This is a genomic window from Bradyrhizobium sp. CW1, assembly GCF_023100665.1.
GTDB lineage: Bacteria > Pseudomonadota > Alphaproteobacteria > Rhizobiales > Xanthobacteraceae > Bradyrhizobium > Bradyrhizobium canariense_D.
Genome location: NZ_CP064685.1, coordinates 50,534 through 66,634 on the forward strand (window position 1 = coordinate 50,534; position 16,101 = coordinate 66,634).

Genomic DNA, 16,101 nt, shown 5'->3' on the forward strand with positions numbered 1-16,101 from the left:
GGGGCGCGCAGCATCATTTGGAAGAGCGCCCGGTTGGCTTGGTACCGCGCCGCGGAGCGCCTCCTTTCCGAGCTTTGCATGATGAGGTGACCGTCGGCCGTGAATAGAAACCACATCCATCTTCGGCCCCGCCGTCGCAGCTGGGTCTCTACAACGAGAAAGCGCTCGGGCATCGCCGCCGCCGACTGGTCAGAGGGACTTCCACTGCTGTTTGTCTTTCCGTCTCGTCTCAGGTTCAGGGACATCCGGCACGCGGCAGCAAGGTTCCCGATCGGCATGGTCTCCGGCAGGAGCCGATCAACGTCGTATCCTGTCGAGACAGATCCGGTGTTGCATGCGGCAGTCGCTCCGTCACCCGCGCCTGTGCCCGCTCCGGAGCACACCGTGGTCAGCAGTGGCGGTGCGCCGCTCTACAGCAAGGCTCCCGGAGGCAACCCATTCATCGATAACACGACGGTGACCCTCTACGGCCACGTCGATCTCTCCGGTGACATCTTCAATGCCGGCGTTTACGACCAGGGCACCAAGTTCGGCGTCCCCAGCAACCTGACTTATTTCGGGGTCCGCGCGCCCTACGGCTATCCCGGCTGGGCGGCGATCGCGCAATTCGAGTCGCTTGTAGAAGTCGCGGCCGTTCCAACGGAGCGCGCGGCGTTCGGTACCCGCGACAGCTTCATCGGCATGGAAAGTCCCTGGGGAACGATCAAGGCCGGCAAGGCCGATACACCGTACAAGAAGGCGACGTCGAAATACGATCCGTCCTCGGCAACGCTCGGCGACTACAATTCCATCATGGGCAACACCGGCGGCGATCTGCGCGCCGAGTTCGATTGGCGGGCGTCTCATGCCATCTGGTATGAATCGCCTATGTGGTATGGTTTCCAGGCCGCTGTCATGGTGTCGCCGGGACAGAACACGGCAAAGGACAACAGCGACTATGCCCTTGGCGACTCCAACTGCCCCGGCACTTCGGCGCGGGGCAGCGGCTCCGGCTTCCCACTGACTTCAGCCCCGGAAGGCTGCACCGACGGTTCCTACGGCAATCTCTACAGCGCCTCGCTGACCTACAATCAGGGCCCGTTTACGGCTGTTGCGGCCTATGAGCTGCATGAGAGCACCAATCGCATTGGTGACGAGGCGGTCACGCCGCTCAGCAATGGCGGTCTCCTTCTCGTACCGCCGGGCTCGGTTGGCGTCGCGAATGAATGGGCGGCCAAGTTCGGCGCCGGTTACAAGTTCAACGACATGATCGGGGCCCTGCAACTCTACGGCATCTACGAGATCATGCGCCGGGAGCATACCGATCCGGCCTTCAACGAACGCTCGCGGGATGGTTACTTCGTGAGCGCGACCCAGACGGTCGACAAATGGGATGTCAGCGCCTCCTGCGCGCACGCCAATTCGTCGCCAGGATAGCCCGGCACTGGCGTCCTCAACACCTACACCGTCGCGGCTCCTGCAGCCGCCGGCGCTGCGAATTTCGCGCTCAACACGCTGAACTCGAGCGCCGACCAATATGCGCTGGGCGTCAAGTATCACTTCAGTCCGTTCGTGAGCTGGTACCTGGTCGGCAGCTACTTACGCAACGGCCCGGGCGCGCATTACTGCCTGGGCGTCTCTGGTCACGGCTATGGCGTCTGCGGCCGCGATGCCAACAACAACGTGGTTTCCGGCAACAAGGCCGAAGCGGTCACGACCGGCATGACGTTCGACTTCTGAAGCCAAGGTCTACTACGTTCGTAATGGGGAGCCATGCCGGCTCCTCTTTCCGAAGGTGAGCAACATCGTGACGCAGGGCGGCGTTAAGGCACGCCGTTTTGCGGTGATACGATCCGCTGCCAGGTCTTCACGAACTGCTCGCGTTTGACCGCATCGAGATAGGTCAGCGCCGGGAGCCCTAGCGTCGGAAAATTTAGCAGGCCCGGTTTGTCAGCGAGATACCGCGCTTTCATCTGCTCGCGGTCAGTACCCAGACCGGCAATCGAAAGACCGAATGCATTTGACACGACAGCCTGGCCGGCTTCCGAGAGCGCATACTCGACGAATGATCGGGCAAGTGCCGCATGTTTCGCTTTGCGGGGGATCACGATCGTGCGGGATACGGCCACGACGTAATCTTCCGGCAGCACGATGCCCAGATTTCGTTGCGCCTCCGCCTGGCGCAGTGCATAGGAGCCCAGGACATCATAAGCGATGACGGCGTCGCCGCGGCTCAGCGAATTCAGCATATCCTGGGTACAGCAATACAGCCGTGCCTCGGCGAGGCCGAGCGCGTGCGCAAGGCGCCAGAAGTTGGCCGAAAGCATGGACTCGGTGGTTGCAAACAGGTACCCGACGCCGCTGACCTCGATGTCATAAGTCGCAATCTTGCGACGAAATCGCTCAGGCGAAATCTCCAGCAGCCGGATCAGATCCTGATGCGACTTCGGCACTTCAGTGCGCTCGATAGCATCCTTGTTGTAGACGATGACGGCGGGTTCAAGCGTGAACCCGAAGATCTCGTCGCGCCAAATGGCCCAGTCCGGCAACCCACGGACTGTGATCGACGCCTTCTGGACGTGCCCATCATTAGCAAGCTTGACCTGCAGGTCCATGGCCGAGCTGATCAGAAGGTCGGCGGCCGCCCTATCATCGCTCGGTGTCACGGCCTCCTGATAGAGCGGGACAGTCTCATAGAGGCGATAGCGAACTTCGGTTTCGGGATGCGCCTTTTGAAAGCCCTCAATGACCGGCCCCATCGCCACGACGTCTGCCGTTCCGTGAATGAGCAGCGTACCGGAGGCCGGCGAGGGCGCGGAAAAGACGATCAGCTCGTGCGTGGATTTTGACTGGTCGGCAAAGCAGACGCAGCTTTCGGTAGATTCTGGCGCAAAGTCAGATTCGGATATTCCATAATGAAGGTTATGGTCGCGCTTGCGTCGAACCGGCGCTATCGAACGCATCGGTGATAGGGTCATGGCCTGCATCGGCTCCTCGACCGTGCGGATTGGAGGTGGCTCCTGTAAGCGGTGCGCTGCGCTGACCTTTTGCAGGTCGGCCCGATTCAGGGAGACGGTAGCGAGAGATGTCGACGTCTGAAGATGCAGGTCACGCGGACATAAAGAAGGACGAGGGTGAGCGCCGTAGGGCACACAGTAGGGGCCAAGTCGGCGACCGCGGTTGGCATAGAACAGACATGGCCGGAGTTGAGTCTCACAAACCGAGTTGTTGGCTCCGTGCGGCCGATCTAAAGGAAATTGATGATTGAAATTTTCGGCCAGGCGTCCGTCCGCCGCGCGGCTTCGATCTTCGCCGACCAAGCGTCAATGAGATTGCCGAGTACCAATCGGCCGTTGCCACGGATATCCGGCCATTTCATAGTTGGCGTTCCGAGCGGCAGTGAAATCACTCCATGCGCCGCGCAGAGCAGGGCCGTTGCCAGTCGTTGCGTTAGCATCGGCGTTGTCTCCACACCCAGCTCGGAGAGATACTCGCCGATCGAGGTCACAAAAATCCCAAATCCCCGCCGCGCAATGTCGGTCTGCCCGAAATAGACGCCATCAGGAAAGCGTCTGTCCTCGACCGTCCCAGCCATCGAATAGAGCGAGCGGAAGTGATCGGGGTTGTCGACCCAGTAGTCGATATAGGTCTCCATGACACGCCGCAGCCGGGCCTCGCTGTTGGAATGTCGCGCGCGGACGCGCTCGAGCCGATCCGCCATTTCCTCAAGATTCCGTTCTTTGACCGCCAGCAACAGAAGTATCTTGGTCGGGAAGTACTTGAGGACCGTGCCCTTCGAGTAGCCAAGCGCGTCAGCAATCTTCTGGATTGACACAGTTTCGAGGGTGCCCGTCGCGAATTCCCTGCGCGCAGTTTCAAGGATGCGTACCTGCAACGCCTGCTTGTCGGCTTCCTGGCGCGCGCGGCGCTGAAACCGCCGCGCGCTCTCGGGATTTCCTGACCGCTTGATCGACATTTTCCGAATCTCCGCCGGTCTCTCCTTGCCGCTACGTCACTGGAATGACAAGCAAAGAAAGATCGTTCATTACCGGCTTGCTACGCTTGAGATAAATGACTATGGTCAATTAACCAGAAACGACAGACAGTAGGAGGAAGCAGTGGGGATGTTGGCGCTCGATCATGCCTGCAGTGACTTCGATCCGTTCGGCGCGGATACCCGCGCCGATCCATACCAGGCCTATGTCGAGCTTCGCGCCGCGGGGCCGATCATCCGTCTTGAGAAGTACGGCATCTTCGCCGTGCCCAGGTTCGCCGAGGTCAAGGCAATCTTCGCCGATCATGTGAACTTCAGTAATGCCGGCGGTGCCGGACTAGCCAACTACTTCAAGGAAAAGCCCTGGCGCCCGCCGAGCATCGTCCTTGAGGCGGATCCGCCGCTGCATACGCGCACCCGTAAAGTGCTGGCGCGGATCATGTCGCCTGGCGCTATGCGGAAGTTGGAAGATGCGTTCAAGGCCAAGGCCGTCGCGCTGGTCGATGACCTCGTCGAAAAGGGGTCGTTCGATGCGATCCGCGATCTTGCAGAAGTGTTCCCGCTGACCGTGTTCCCGGACGCACTCGGCATCGACAATGAGGGCCGCGAAAACTTCCTGACCTATGGCGCGATGGTGTTTGCCGGCATGGGGCCGGAGAACGACTACTTCCGAAGCCTGATGGCCCATGCGCCCAAGGTGCTGCCCTGGGTCGCCGCGAAATGCCTGCGGCAGGCGTTGGCTCCCGGCAGTTTCGGGGCGCAGGTCTATGAGGCGGCGGATACCGGCGAAATCACAGAGGAAGAGGCGCCGCTGCTGGTCCGATCCTTTCTCTCGGCCGGACTGGATACTACCATCAGTGCGATCGGCATGGCGCTCTACAGCCTTTCCCGTCATCCCCAGCAGTGGGCCATCCTGGCCGCCAATCCGTCGCTGGCGCGCGCGGCGTTCGACGAGACCCTGCGGTACGATTCGGCGGCGCCATATGTATTCCGGACCACGCCGCACGAAACCGAAGTCGCTGGTGTGCCGATCGGCAAGCACGAGAAAGTGTTGCTGCTGATTGCATCGGCAAATCGCGACAACGCGCGGTGGGAGCGAGCCGATCAGTTCGACATCACCCGGCACGTCGCCGGACATATCGGGTTCGGTACCGGCATCCACGGCTGCGTCGGTCAGATGGTCGCACGGCTCGAAGGCGAAGCCGTACTGGCAGCTTTGGCTGAGCGTGTCGCATCGATTGAGATAGCAGGCGAGCCGCTCTACCGGGACAGCAGCGGATTGCGTGCGCTCAGCTCGTTACCAGTGCGCGTTGTCACGCAGTAGGCGCGGCCGGTCGCGCAGGGGCTCACGTTAGCGGCCGCCAAGCCTTAGGCGAAGTCCGCTAGAACCGACCTAATTCCAACACCGGATCCGGTGGCACTGCTTCTCGTCGCCTGCAACGATGATGACGCGGGAACAAGGAATATTGAGAGGGCAACAGTCGCCGCTAGAGATAACCAATTGATTTTAATAGCATTTCCGATTCGCATAACATAGATTATGGAATAGTTTTACAATTCTTGGAATATGAACGAACTTGGAATATGAACGAAGATGACTTCGGATTACTTTGATATACTTTTAGTTGGCATTTTGTCCAGATCGGCCGGCTCGCGGCGCGTTGCACGCCGGCTCCGCGCGCGAAAAATGCCGCTGGACGTAACCACGACGGGTTTTGCGCCTGAGCCAGGACTCGAGGGCTTCGACGGCCTGCACCTGACCATCGAACAGATCGAGCCGTCGCCGACCACGCCCACCGAGACGGCCCCATGCGCGCACCAAGGCCGTATCGCCGAACAGCGTCGGCTCGATCGTGAGCACGTAAAACCGCGCCATGTTGCGGGCCGGATCGCGCCGCTCGAGCACGAGATATTGCACGGTGAGTTCGGACATGCGCCAGAATCGCAATTCCCGAATCGAGCGTCCAATTAAATAAACGAATCGATCAGGACCAAGGATTCAGAAATTTCATGCAGGCAATGAGACAGTCGCAGTCAGGCTCGCGGCGGCTAAGCGAAGCCGGGAGCTCCAGTCCTGCTGGGCGTGCTCCCTGGACATGTCGTATGAACAAGTTGCCGCGCGCGTACTCGACGGCGATCCCCTCCTCCGACCTCAGGCATTGCGCAAGACTTTCTCGAGTTGCGCAACGAGCTTCGACCTCTGCTCGGCAGGAAGCTTGTCCAGATTGATCTGCTTCCAGCGCACCGCCGGCAGGTCCGCCGCGCCAGGGACGCCCAGCAGGCTCCAATCGGGCTCGCCGCGCTTGAACCCCAAGAGAAAATCCTTGTGAGCTTGCGGCATTTTTCCCGCGAGTTCGGCGATCAGCGTTTCCCGGGCTTCGAGCAACTCGTCCAGGCTTACTTCATCTGCGGTCATGCCTTCGAAGCCGTGCGTGAATTCGTGCTGGATGTCCTTGCGGCGAGGAACCACGACCTCGGAAATCGGCCTGTCATGGCTGACAAGATAGACGATGAACGCCTTGCGGAGATCGTCCGTGATGCCTTCATTGGCGAGCAGATCGCGGACGTCGAAGAGGTCGCGCGGATGCTGCCGGTCGAGGGCCGCGACGAGTTTACCGGCGTATAGATCGGCGAACGAAACAACTTTCATCTGTGCGAAGCCGAACGTTTTTTCGACGCTCGGCGACACGTCGCGCAGCTCCGGTTCGAAGACGCAGCCCCTGATCACCGGGGTGACCTCGATCTTGATCTGGGCGTCGCCTTTCTGGACGGTCAGCTTGGTAACAATCTTTTCACGAGCGTTGACGACTTCCGTCACCCGCGCGCCCGGCAATCCTTTCCTGATGGCCGCCGCGATGCGCTTCATGGCCGCATCGATCGCAGCAAGAGATTCGGGGCGCGGAGCCACTGGCAGATAGGTCAGGTCAATATCCACCGACAGGCGCGGCACGTCGCGGTGGAAGAGATTGATGGCGGTGCCGCCCTTGAGCGCCAAATCAGGCTCCGCCGCGACCAACGGGATCGTCTCGATCAACAAGGCCACTTGATGCCAATACTGTTCAGACAGGAGCATTGAGGTCATCTGGGATGGTTATGAGATATTTGGTGTCGAGTTTGCCGCCCTTGACGAGCATGCGCTTTCCCGTGCCGAGATTGACTTTCGACTTGTCGATCTGTTTGAGCCAGGCGTGCTGATGCCGCTCCGAGAACCAGAAGAACAATCGTTTGACCTTGACGCTTTTGCAGTCGTTCAGAAGCGTTTGCAGCCGCCGGGGACTCAGGCTGCTCAAGCCTTCCGCGAGTGCATCGACCTGATGGAAGCTTTCGTGGCCGGGCAATTCGTCAAGCAGTTCGAGGAACGCACGTTCGGGCGTCGACACCGTGAGAGACCAGTCGAATGGTGCCGGTATTTCCCGCGTCGTACCCGACTTTGATTCGGGCAGACTCCCGTGCGTTGTGAATAGACTTTGCGTGCGGTGAACGCAGAATTTCTGTTTGAGCGGGAGTTTGCCGAGCCAGCCAGGAGCAGGCCGCGTTCCGTATAGATGCACGGTCGAAGGACCCGTCTGGCTCAGGTAATGGCCGAAGCCTTGTGCTTCGATCGCGGTGCGTCCGCCGACGACGAGATCGGAGCCGAGCAGTCGCTGGAGTGACACGACGACGCCCTGCCACGAGAGTTCGCCGAGCGGGCGCTTGAAGGTTCCCCGCGCCGGCTGAACGAGCCAGCCGGCTGATACATATTGGCTGCGCAGGCTGGTGGAATATCCATGCCGCTCCATCCAGGCAGCATCGACCAGAAGTCCCTGCGGAAGGGTCCTTTCGAGCTTGTTTAGCTTTCTATTGGTTTGCTTAGCCATACTAAGTAAATTAGCACCTTTTCAAACCATCCTCAAGGTTTCAGCTCTGGCCGTTTTGCGCAGTCCAACTAAGCAAAATTAAGTCAACGTAAACCCAGAGGAAACCTCCCTCCACGGCCCCTGGAACCGCCTTTCCGAGGCCGAGCCTCGCTGGTTAGGCCCCTAATTGAACTTTGTTACGACGCAGTCGCTGTCTTCGCCGGATAGCGTCGCGTTGGCGTCGGCTTCGTTTCCGCATGCGTCGAACTGGCGCTATTGAAGGGATATTCAGAGTCGAGGCCGGGGTCGGCTCCTCGACCGCGCGGACATCCAGCTCCGTTGCTTGGGCGGTGCGGGCTCGAGCCTCCATGATCTCGAGAACCGCGCCTCCCTTCTCAGTGACACGCCAGCCGCCGTTCATCCGCTCGGTAAGACGTTGGGAGAAGATATCCAGGTCGGGCACGCGGGCTGCCAATCGCTTTGTCCGTTCGGCCCAGTCCAATCCGCTGGTCGCCAGAATCGCCATATCGCGCTTGGGTCCGCGATTGCGGCGAACCCGTCTCGATAGCTGACCAGCACCTTGAGAACCGTCACCTGGAAGTTCACTGCCCACCCGTACCCGGCTTCCGCGAACTTACTTCCTCGACATGTATCCGTGAACCTCTGTCGACTCAGAGCGTCGACATCGCAATCGCGCGCGGATGGTGTTGAATCCGCCTGGCCCTGGTTGCCTCACTCCGCGGCTTCAGCGGGTGAGCTTTTCAGATCGGCAAACTTCGCCGCCATGGTGGGATTGCCCCGGGTCAGCTTCTTGATCGTCACATCCTGGGCCTTGTCGTTCGCGAGGCGCAGGTTGCGGTCCGCGCCGATCAGCGCATCCTTTGTCTTCTGCAGATGATCAATGGACTTGTCGATCTCGTTGATCGCGGTCTGGAAGTGCCTGGATGCCAGGTCGAAGTTCTTCGAGAACGCGGTCTTGAAGGTCTCCAGCTGGTTTTCAAACTGGGTGATCTCGATATTCTGCGCCTTCACGAGCGCCAGCTCGGTCTTGTACTTGAGCGAGTTGATCGCCGCATTCCGCAGAAGCGTAATCATTGGCAGGAAGAACTGCGGCCGGATAACATACATTTTGGGGTAGCGGTGGAAGACGTCGACAATGCCAGCGTTGTAGAGTTCGTTGTCCGGTTCAAGCAATGAGACCAGGATGGCATACTCGCAGCCCTTCTCGGTCCGATCCCGGTCAAGCTCCTTGAGAAAGTCCTCGTTCTTGCTCTTCGATGCGCTTTTGTCGCTTTCGTTCTTCATCTCGAACATGATCGAGATGATCTCGGTACCTGCCTCGTCCGCGTCGCGGAAGATATAATCGCCCTTGCTGCCGGCCCGCGCGTCGTTGTCCTTCTCAAAATAGGCCCGCGGAAAGGCCATCGACCGCACCCGGTTGAACTCGGTCTCGCAGTGTTGTTCGAGGGTTTCGCCGACCATCTTGGTCGACAGACGCGCTTTCATATCCTTCAGCCGCTCGATCGCGTTATCGCGATCCTTAATTTGCGTTTCGTACTTGTCCTTGAGCGATTGCTCGGAGAGCTGCTTTTCAAGCTGAACCTGCTTGATGCCGTTCTTCAGCTCATCGCGCTCCTTCTCGATGGCGCCGACCGCTTCGGTCACGGCGAGCTTCTTCTGAAGCTCAGCGGCCTCAAGCCTGGCCTTCAGCTCCTGGATTTCCTTTTCCTTGGCGGCAGCGATTTTGTGCTGCTCGCTGGCAAGGAGCGCTTCGGCAAGCTCCGAAGCCGCTTTCTTCTCGCGCTCGGACTCGGCCAGCGCGTTCGCGAGCCTATCACGCTCCTTTTCCACGGCACTGAGCGCTTCGCTGACCGCAAGCTTCTGAGCGACCTCACCCCCATCAAGCTTGGACTTCAACTCCAGGATTTCTGCGTCCTTGGCCGCCGCAGTCTTCTGCAGATCGTTCCTCACCTGGGCCTTGGCCAGTTCAACAGCGCTGTGCTTGTCACGCTCGGCCAGTTCCAGCCGTTCGTGGAGCTGCTGTGCAAAATCGGCGTCCCGGACCTGCTTCAGGATATCCGCGTAACCAGACTCGTCGACCTTGAAGGCCTTGTCACAGTGAGGACAGATGATCTCGTGCATCGGGGCAGCTGCTGTTGTCATTCGAAAAATGGCTAGGGCCGACGGCGAATCGGCCTCCGCGCATTATGAGAACAAAATTAGAACGAGCCCGTTTAGAGGGTCAAGCCAGAAGGAGCGGTTTTGCGCATTTTGCTTCGGCAATCCCCCGCTTTCCGATTCAAGATCCCCGCCTGCGGTCAGGACCGGAGTGCGGGACGTCTCCCACGCCTCTTGCATTTGCGGGATGTAGGCGCGCGACCGCAGGTCGAGCTGACGATCGGCAGGTGCGAATGGCCCCACATGAAGCAGGGACAAAGATCCGTCGATCAACGGGTGGTCCTATTCAACTCTAAAACAAACCAACCATGGATGCGTCTGCGCTTAGTATGGCAGCCAGGCCTGTCCACAGCTTTCCCGTTTACCGACCTCTACTGTAGGAGACTTGCAACCAGCGCGCGAAGCAGAGAAACTTTGCGGGTTTTGATTCGGGGGGATTCTTTGACAATCGAACGCGTCATCGTGCGCAATTACCGCACGTTACACGATACTGACCTCACTTTGGGCGCTGGTACAAACATCGTCGTCGGGGACAATGAATCGGGGAAATCGACCCTTCTTGAAGCGATTAATCTTGCGCTCAGGTGCCAGCTTGCCCGTCGTCCGGCCGCTTACGAGCTTCATCCATTCCTGTTCAGCACCAAGGCTGTTACCGAGTTCATTGACGGCCACAAGAGCGGGAAGCCGAAGCCGCCACCTGAGATCCTCATCGAGTTATATTTTCGCGATGAGCCGGAACTGGCTGAATTGAAAGGCACAATGAACAGCGAGATGCTGGACCTGCCCGGCATCTGCCTGAAGATCAAGCTCGATGACAATTTCAAGGATGAATACCGGGAATACGTGAAGAGCCCGTCCGAACTGAACAGCATTCCGATCGAGTATTATGAGATCGAATGGCTGAGCTTTGCTGGCGATCCCCTGACGTCCAAGGCGATTCCAGTCAAGTCTGTCCTGATAGACCCGAGCTCGATCTCAAACATGCACGCCGCCAACCGGTACGTGTTGGAGATTGTTCGAGACTATCTCACCAAAGTGCAGTCAGTCGAGCTGGCCCTGTCCTACCGAAAATTGCGCGATGAATTTCAAGGCGACGCGCGCATCAGCGCGATTAACGCCGAGCTGGCCTCAAAAACCGGCGCGGTCTCCGACAAAACGTTGTCCGTTGCCATGGACGTGACGTCGCGCGCAAGCTGGGAAGCGGGCGTGATGCCCCATCTCGACGATATCCCGCTCACGCTTGTCGGAAAGGGCGAACAAAACGCCGTTAAGGTAAAGCTTGCCATGGAGGCGTCTGACACCTGCGATATTTTCCTGATGGAAGAACCTGAAAATCATCTTTCTCATACGAATCTAAACCGGCTGATCGGGAAGATCATCGCGAAGTCCGAAGGACGCCAGCTTATCATAACGACGCACAGCAGCTTTGTTCTCAACAAGCTCGGCATCGACAATACGATTATGTTCGATGGCAGGAGCGGTGTTCGCCTCAAGGATTTGCCGGAGACGACCTACGCCTATTTCAAAAAACTTCCGGGTTACGACACGCTTCGAATGATCCTCGCGAAGCGCAGCATCTTGGTCGAAGGTCCATCGGACGAACTGGTCGTACAGAAGGCCTTTTACCAGGTTCACAAAGCCATGCCGCTCGACAAGGGTGTCGAGGTAATCTCGGTCAACTCTCTGGCCTTTAAACGCTTTCTCGACATTGCCCGCCTGCTGAAGATTGACGTCACCGTGGTGACAGACAACGACGGGAAAGAGGCCACGAAGACTGCCGGCTACGCCGAATACGTCAAATCGCCCAATATTAAGGTTTGCGTCGGCAAGGACGATCAATTTCAAACCCTGGAACCACAGCTATTGCATGCCAACGGCCGGGCGACGCTTAATGGGCTTCTTGGGACAAAACATGCTGATGACGCTTCCCTGCTAAATTACATGAAATCGAACAAAACCGACGTCGCGCTAAAGTTGTTTGATAGCGCCGACGTGTTCGTCATTCCGGCTTATATCAATGATGCCATCCGCTAATCGCATTATTCTCGCATGCGCCGGATCCGGCAAATCGACGACCATCGTTGATGACGCATGTGGCGACGCAAGCCGTAAGGCTGCGCTCATTACCTACACAATAAATGGTGCTGATGAACTGGTGAAGATTGCGTGCGAGCGCCACCGCGCCGTTCCCGCTCACACCGTCATCAGCACCTGGTATGCGTTCTTGCTGCGCCACTTCATCCGACCCTATCAAACGCAACTCTATAAGCCGCGGGTATCGCGTTTGCTATTCGTGCGAGGTCAAACGGCACGCTTTGCTAAAGCGACGAATATTGGGCAACACTATTTTTCAAAGCCCGGAATGATTTACCTTGACAAAGTCTCCAAGTTTGCCTGCGAAATCATTCGACAGACGGGAGGCCAGCCGGTTCGTCGGTTCGAGCAAATCTTTCAAAGGCTCTTTATCGACGAGAGCCAGGACCTGTCAGGCTACGATCTCGATCTGATCGAACACCTGCTCAAGTCAAAGAGCGAGATCGTACTAGTAGGCGACCATCGACAAGCAACTTATACGACAAACGATTCCCGCAAGAACAAGAAGTTTGTACGCAGCCATATCGTCGATAAGTTCAAGGAGTGGAAGACGGCGAAACTTTGCTCCCTCCACTATCAGAGCGAGAGCCACCGCTGTGTCCAAGACATTTGCGATTTCGCGGACTTGTTCTTTCCGGGCGCGCAAAAGACGGTCTCACGCAACGCCGTCACAACCGGTCACGACGGCGTTTTTGCAATCGAGAACAGGCATGTCGCCGACTATTGCGCGAAGTACGCGCCTCAGCCTCTTCGATACAGCCGAAAATACAGCGACATCCCTGGTCGGCCCATTAATTTTGGCGCAGCGAAGGGCATGACATTCGATAGAACGCTCATTTATCCGCATGGGCCGTTGCGCAAGTATCTCGGCAGCGGAAAGCTCACCGACGCCGGGAAAGAGATCCCCAAGCTGTACGTCGCCGTCACGCGAGCCCGGCAGAGCACAGCCTTTGTTGTGGAAGACGGAGCCTCGCTTGCGGCTGTGAAACTATACCGACCATAGCCGTATTCCGACGAAACAACCTGACCGCCTTCGGGAAACGCTTTCGTTTTGCAACATTGAGGAGCCTTACGTGTTCGAAGAGAGTTTGGAGGCTTTGCCCGACGGGCGCAAAGCCCTTGAACGCTGGCAGACACCTGCGGAGTTCATCGCAAAGGTCGAAGAACTTGCTGCGCCGATTAAATCGGACAAGCTATTCAACCGGGCCGAAGCCTCCTTTCTCCTTGATGCGATGGTTTTAGCGGAGTTTGTGAAGTTCCGTCCGACCGAGCAGGTGCGTCTTGTGGGCCAGTCCGCACAATGGCCTGACGGGCAGACCGGATCACCTAAGGCCTCTGTAAACATCGAAATCACAGAAGTGCTGGAAGAAGGACGGCGGCGGGGCGATGAATACCGCGAAGGCAAAGAGGCGAAGAAGGAGACGGCCGAGGATTGGCGAACCCGAGCACTTGCAGTTCCGGAACGGCTTGAGAAGGCCATCGAGCGAAAGATCGCAAAAGGCTACGCAGGTAAATGCAAGCTTGTTGTTTACCTCAACATGAGCACATACAGCATCCTACAGAAAGAGACCGAGGCCGCCATCGCGGCAGTCAAGGCCAAGTATGCGGATAACTTCGATGAGATCTGCGTTCTTTGGCAGGAGAAGCTGCTTTAACAAGGTATATCTCATATAGCTGCGTAGTGGGTGGAGAAGCAGTATTCGCTTTCAAGATAACTGGAGAGCCTAAAAGGGTAATTGGTCGTCCTGAATTCCGGTCGAAAACCGAATGGCGTTCCGCGCCCAGCCGCTTCCGCGCGAAGCCGCATCACGGAGAGAGGCCTCGCCCGTGAGCACCCATGTGGGCAGCTTCGGCTGGCCGCGCTGCTCAGCGAAGCGCGCGCGGCATTTGGCCAGAAATGCCTCCATCCTTGCCACGATTTCCGGTGTTGACTGAAGGACACCCGACGGATGGTACTCAATTTCCGGGCGGTATCGAAGAAACTTGGGCAGCGCTTGCGCCGGCGACCAGGCCACAAATGGAATCTCCTGCGCCTCGAAACTTGACCCGCGCGGCAAATAGTGGGGACCCAAATCGACGAGCGTCTCCGGAAGCGAGACCCAATAGTGCGATGGCTCATTTTTTCCCGAACCAAAGCCTTGTCCCCGCTCTTTCAGCCCTAGCCGAAACAACAAATGCCAGGAAATCGCCACCCACGATTCGCGCAGAAATACCGGCATCCTGTAGGAGCGCGGCCAAACCAAACGCCGCATACATGCATCGATTGTGATAGTCCTCGGGGAATGAGCTCCGCAAAGACCGATCGGCGATCTCAATGCTTCTGGTAATAAGGCTTGGAAGGTTCATGGAAGAGGTCGTGAGAGGTGGCTAAACTCAATCGTTTCCGTAATCAGGCTCATATTCTCGCTGGCGAGCCTCTGTTTCCGTGTGCTCAACATCAAGGTCCACTGCTTCGATTTCTTCCCGGCTGCCAAGGCGCAGTCCGCAGGCCGGACAGTAGAACTCCTCGGCGACATATAGCACGACAACCAGTTCTTCGAAGGGGTCGTTGTCATCATCTGAGGCCTCCTCCCCGTAACAAACTCCGGCGAGAAACGCGTTTGACTTGCAAGCCGGACATTCTATCGCCCAGACTTTCTCGGCGAACATCTTGAAGCTGCGACGCATGTCTAGAGGATCCGCTCCCTTCGCATGCGCTTGAGCAGCATTTCGTTCTGCTTTCGTTAATTTTGCAAACTGGTCAGCGGCCGTTTCCACCCGAATTTTGGCGGCTTCTTCTATGGCATGTGTATAGTCCGCCATGAGTTGCTTCGGCGCCTTGGCCGGATCAATGCCCAGCCAGACTTCGATGTCCTTGCCATGAATATCGAGTATGACCGCCGCCGTGTGCCAGAAACGGCCCTCCCACGCCCCCGGAAGGACCGCTGCGAACGGCACCTCACCGGAATGAAGCTCGGCGTTCCTCTTCAAGCTCATCGTCGTGCAGTGTTCTTCCGTCTTTTTGTCGAAACGCTTGGAGACATGGCCCAGACGCTCAAATACTGTCTTCGCGGTAATGGTTTTTATGTCTGTGGCAACATTTATTCCAACCGCGGCCAACAGTGCATTTCCTTGTGGGTCAGCAACGAGACAAGGGTGTATTTCGGCGAGCGCCCACTTACCAAGAAGCTCAAGGGCGAGTGAAGCCCACAACTGATATTCTCCCATGTCCTTAGTATTCTTGGCGGCAAGAGCCCGAGAGATATAAGCCTTTGACTTTCCGAGCAGGGCCTCGGGTGAAAGCGCTGGCGCAATCTGCTTAGTCATTGAATGCTCACTCGTTGAAGATGCCGGTCCGGTGAAGCGAACGGCGCAAGCTGCCCGCGCCCATGCAACACCCTCCAGTTGTCGATAATAAGCACGTCGCCCTCCCGCCAATGAACTTCGACCTTTTCGCACCCGGAGAGCCGCGCACGCATCGCCTCGAGTGCCGCCGCAGCCTCCCGAGTAACCGGCGTCATGCAGCCCTGGTCAAAGCGTATGAACTCGCGCGCGCGATCGGTGATACTTGCATAAAAGGAACGACGCCCGTTTCGTACTAGAAACGTCCCCGCCTCGCACTGTCGCGCTTCATCCTCGGTCAATGCAAGATTGCTGAATCGGGTAAGTAGCGTAGGCACATCGGCTTTGCCAGGAGACCGGCACGCTATTACGAGAAAGCGCGGGGGACAGACGTGATGCGCCCCATCAGTGTGCATAGGAAATGCTTGTTGGCCATGAATAGCACTAAGTGAGCGCGGATGAGCCGCCTCGCGCGATAAAAGTCGCAACGACTCCACAGCAGCACGTTTTCGCCCGGAGACAGGCTCACCAAGCCATCTTGAAAGCGCAAGCAAATCCTCTTCGAAGCTTTCTGAGAGGCGCGGCAAAGACATGGATAGCCAGCCGCGGCCAATTACCCGTTGCGTGAGATCAGGACCAATTTCTGAACGTTTTTGTGATGAAAGGACGGTCATGTAATCGGGCGCTCCTAGGTGCCTT

General features: G+C 57.9%; 15 protein-coding genes and 1 pseudogene. 6 read left to right on the top strand and 10 right to left on the bottom strand.

Annotation, left to right across the window (positions count from 1 at the left end; all coding sequences use genetic code 11):
* Window positions 1-384 precede the first annotated feature (384 nt).
* Together IVB54_RS39840 and IVB54_RS39845 are read left to right on the top strand one after the other, a co-directional pair.
* On the top strand, window positions 385-1,416 hold the full coding sequence (locus IVB54_RS39840) for a porin (RefSeq protein WP_247368166.1): 1,032 nt from the start codon (window positions 385-387) through the stop codon (window positions 1,414-1,416).
* 135 nt (window positions 1,417-1,551) lie between these two features.
* Window positions 1,552-1,719, top strand: a complete 168-nt coding sequence (locus IVB54_RS39845) for a hypothetical protein (protein ID WP_247368168.1) — start codon at window positions 1,552-1,554, stop codon at window positions 1,717-1,719.
* A gap of 83 nt (window positions 1,720-1,802) precedes the next feature.
* On the opposite strand, the gene IVB54_RS39850 is transcribed toward IVB54_RS39845, so the two are convergent.
* Window positions 1,803-2,966, bottom strand: a complete 1,164-nt coding sequence (locus tag IVB54_RS39850; protein ID WP_247371345.1) for an ABC transporter substrate-binding protein — start codon at window positions 2,964-2,966, stop codon at window positions 1,803-1,805.
* A 260-nt stretch (window positions 2,967-3,226) separates the two neighbouring features.
* Window positions 3,227-3,955 (bottom strand): TetR/AcrR family transcriptional regulator, encoded by a 729-nt coding sequence (locus IVB54_RS39855; protein ID WP_018456547.1) that lies wholly within the window; start codon window positions 3,953-3,955, stop codon window positions 3,227-3,229.
* A gap of 148 nt (window positions 3,956-4,103) precedes the next feature.
* Here IVB54_RS39855 and IVB54_RS39860 point away from each other — a divergent pair, with 148 nt between their 5' ends.
* Window positions 4,104-5,297 carry a cytochrome P450 gene (locus IVB54_RS39860; RefSeq protein ID WP_247368169.1) on the top strand — a complete coding sequence of 398 codons (1,194 nt, stop codon included), beginning with the start codon at window positions 4,104-4,106 and terminating at the stop codon, window positions 5,295-5,297.
* 297 nt (window positions 5,298-5,594) lie between these two features.
* Here IVB54_RS39860 and IVB54_RS39865 read toward each other — a convergent pair whose 3' ends face one another.
* The 5 genes and pseudogenes from IVB54_RS39865 to IVB54_RS39885 form a co-directional block, all read right to left on the bottom strand.
* Window positions 5,595-5,906 carry a WGR domain-containing protein gene (locus IVB54_RS39865; protein WP_247482120.1) on the bottom strand — a complete coding sequence of 104 codons (312 nt, stop codon included), beginning with the start codon at window positions 5,904-5,906 and terminating at the stop codon, window positions 5,595-5,597.
* 219 nt (window positions 5,907-6,125) lie between these two features.
* Window positions 6,126-7,046 (bottom strand): nucleotidyl transferase AbiEii/AbiGii toxin family protein, encoded by a 921-nt coding sequence (locus tag IVB54_RS39870; protein ID WP_247477027.1) that lies wholly within the window; start codon window positions 7,044-7,046, stop codon window positions 6,126-6,128.
* Window positions 7,033-7,830, bottom strand: a complete 798-nt coding sequence (locus IVB54_RS39875; protein ID WP_247477029.1) for a type IV toxin-antitoxin system AbiEi family antitoxin — start codon at window positions 7,828-7,830, stop codon at window positions 7,033-7,035. Before IVB54_RS39875 ends, IVB54_RS39870 begins: the two co-directional genes overlap by 14 nt.
* Before the next feature lie 154 nt (window positions 7,831-7,984).
* Window positions 7,985-8,415 (bottom strand): annotated as a pseudogene (locus tag IVB54_RS39880) (hypothetical protein).
* Between the two features lie 126 nt (window positions 8,416-8,541).
* Window positions 8,542-9,951, bottom strand: a complete 1,410-nt coding sequence (locus IVB54_RS39885; RefSeq protein WP_247477031.1) for a DUF2130 domain-containing protein — start codon at window positions 9,949-9,951, stop codon at window positions 8,542-8,544.
* A 477-nt stretch (window positions 9,952-10,428) separates the two neighbouring features.
* Here IVB54_RS39885 and IVB54_RS39890 point away from each other — a divergent pair, with 477 nt between their 5' ends.
* The 3 genes from IVB54_RS39890 (at window position 10,429) to IVB54_RS39900 (ending at window position 13,736) form a co-directional block, all read left to right on the top strand.
* Window positions 10,429-12,021 carry an AAA family ATPase gene (locus IVB54_RS39890; RefSeq protein WP_247477033.1) on the top strand — a complete coding sequence of 531 codons (1,593 nt, stop codon included), beginning with the start codon at window positions 10,429-10,431 and terminating at the stop codon, window positions 12,019-12,021.
* The gene (locus tag IVB54_RS39895; RefSeq protein WP_247477036.1) at window positions 12,005-13,084 is read left to right on the top strand and encodes a UvrD-helicase domain-containing protein; all 1,080 of its coding nucleotides are present in this window, start codon (window positions 12,005-12,007) and stop codon (window positions 13,082-13,084) included. Before IVB54_RS39890 ends, IVB54_RS39895 begins: the two co-directional genes overlap by 17 nt.
* A gap of 70 nt (window positions 13,085-13,154) precedes the next feature.
* Complete coding sequence (locus IVB54_RS39900) at window positions 13,155-13,736, top strand: hypothetical protein (protein ID WP_247477048.1); 582 nt, start codon at window positions 13,155-13,157, stop codon at window positions 13,734-13,736.
* 69 nt (window positions 13,737-13,805) lie between these two features.
* On the opposite strand, the gene IVB54_RS39905 is transcribed toward IVB54_RS39900, so the two are convergent.
* The 3 genes from IVB54_RS39905 to IVB54_RS39915 all read right to left on the bottom strand — a co-directional run bounded on the left by IVB54_RS39905 (window position 13,806) and on the right by IVB54_RS39915 (window position 16,076).
* Window positions 13,806-14,333, bottom strand: a complete 528-nt coding sequence (locus IVB54_RS39905; RefSeq protein WP_247477050.1) for a hypothetical protein — start codon at window positions 14,331-14,333, stop codon at window positions 13,806-13,808.
* 121 nt (window positions 14,334-14,454) lie between these two features.
* Window positions 14,455-15,387, bottom strand: coding sequence for a hypothetical protein (locus IVB54_RS39910; RefSeq protein ID WP_247477052.1), 933 nt, complete (start codon window positions 15,385-15,387; stop codon window positions 14,455-14,457).
* Window positions 15,384-16,076 carry a TauD/TfdA family dioxygenase gene (locus IVB54_RS39915; protein WP_247477054.1) on the bottom strand — a complete coding sequence of 231 codons (693 nt, stop codon included), beginning with the start codon at window positions 16,074-16,076 and terminating at the stop codon, window positions 15,384-15,386. The genes IVB54_RS39910 and IVB54_RS39915 overlap by 4 nt, the downstream gene beginning before the upstream one ends.
* Between the last annotated feature and the right edge of the window lie 25 nt (window positions 16,077-16,101).

Coding starts and splice junctions, on each gene's coding strand:
- IVB54_RS39850 (WP_247371345.1), bottom strand. CDS start 2,966: ATGCAGGCCATGACCCTATCACCGATGCGTTCGATAGCGCCGGTTCGA.
- IVB54_RS39855 (WP_018456547.1), bottom strand. CDS start 3,955: ATGTCGATCAAGCGGTCAGGAAATCCCGAGAGCGCGCGGCGGTTTCAG.
- IVB54_RS39860 (WP_247368169.1), top strand. CDS start 4,104: ATGTTGGCGCTCGATCATGCCTGCAGTGACTTCGATCCGTTCGGCGCG.
- IVB54_RS39865 (WP_247482120.1), bottom strand. CDS start 5,906: ATGTCCGAACTCACCGTGCAATATCTCGTGCTCGAGCGGCGCGATCCG.
- IVB54_RS39870 (WP_247477027.1), bottom strand. CDS start 7,046: ATGCTCCTGTCTGAACAGTATTGGCATCAAGTGGCCTTGTTGATCGAG.
- IVB54_RS39875 (WP_247477029.1), bottom strand. CDS start 7,830: ATGGCTAAGCAAACCAATAGAAAGCTAAACAAGCTCGAAAGGACCCTT.
- IVB54_RS39885 (WP_247477031.1), bottom strand. CDS start 9,951: ATGCACGAGATCATCTGTCCTCACTGTGACAAGGCCTTCAAGGTCGAC.
- IVB54_RS39895 (WP_247477036.1), top strand. CDS start 12,005: ATGATGCCATCCGCTAATCGCATTATTCTCGCATGCGCCGGATCCGGC.
- IVB54_RS39905 (WP_247477050.1), bottom strand. CDS start 14,333: ATGCGGCGTTTGGTTTGGCCGCGCTCCTACAGGATGCCGGTATTTCTG.
- IVB54_RS39910 (WP_247477052.1), bottom strand. CDS start 15,387: ATGACTAAGCAGATTGCGCCAGCGCTTTCACCCGAGGCCCTGCTCGGA.
- IVB54_RS39915 (WP_247477054.1), bottom strand. CDS start 16,076: ATGACCGTCCTTTCATCACAAAAACGTTCAGAAATTGGTCCTGATCTC.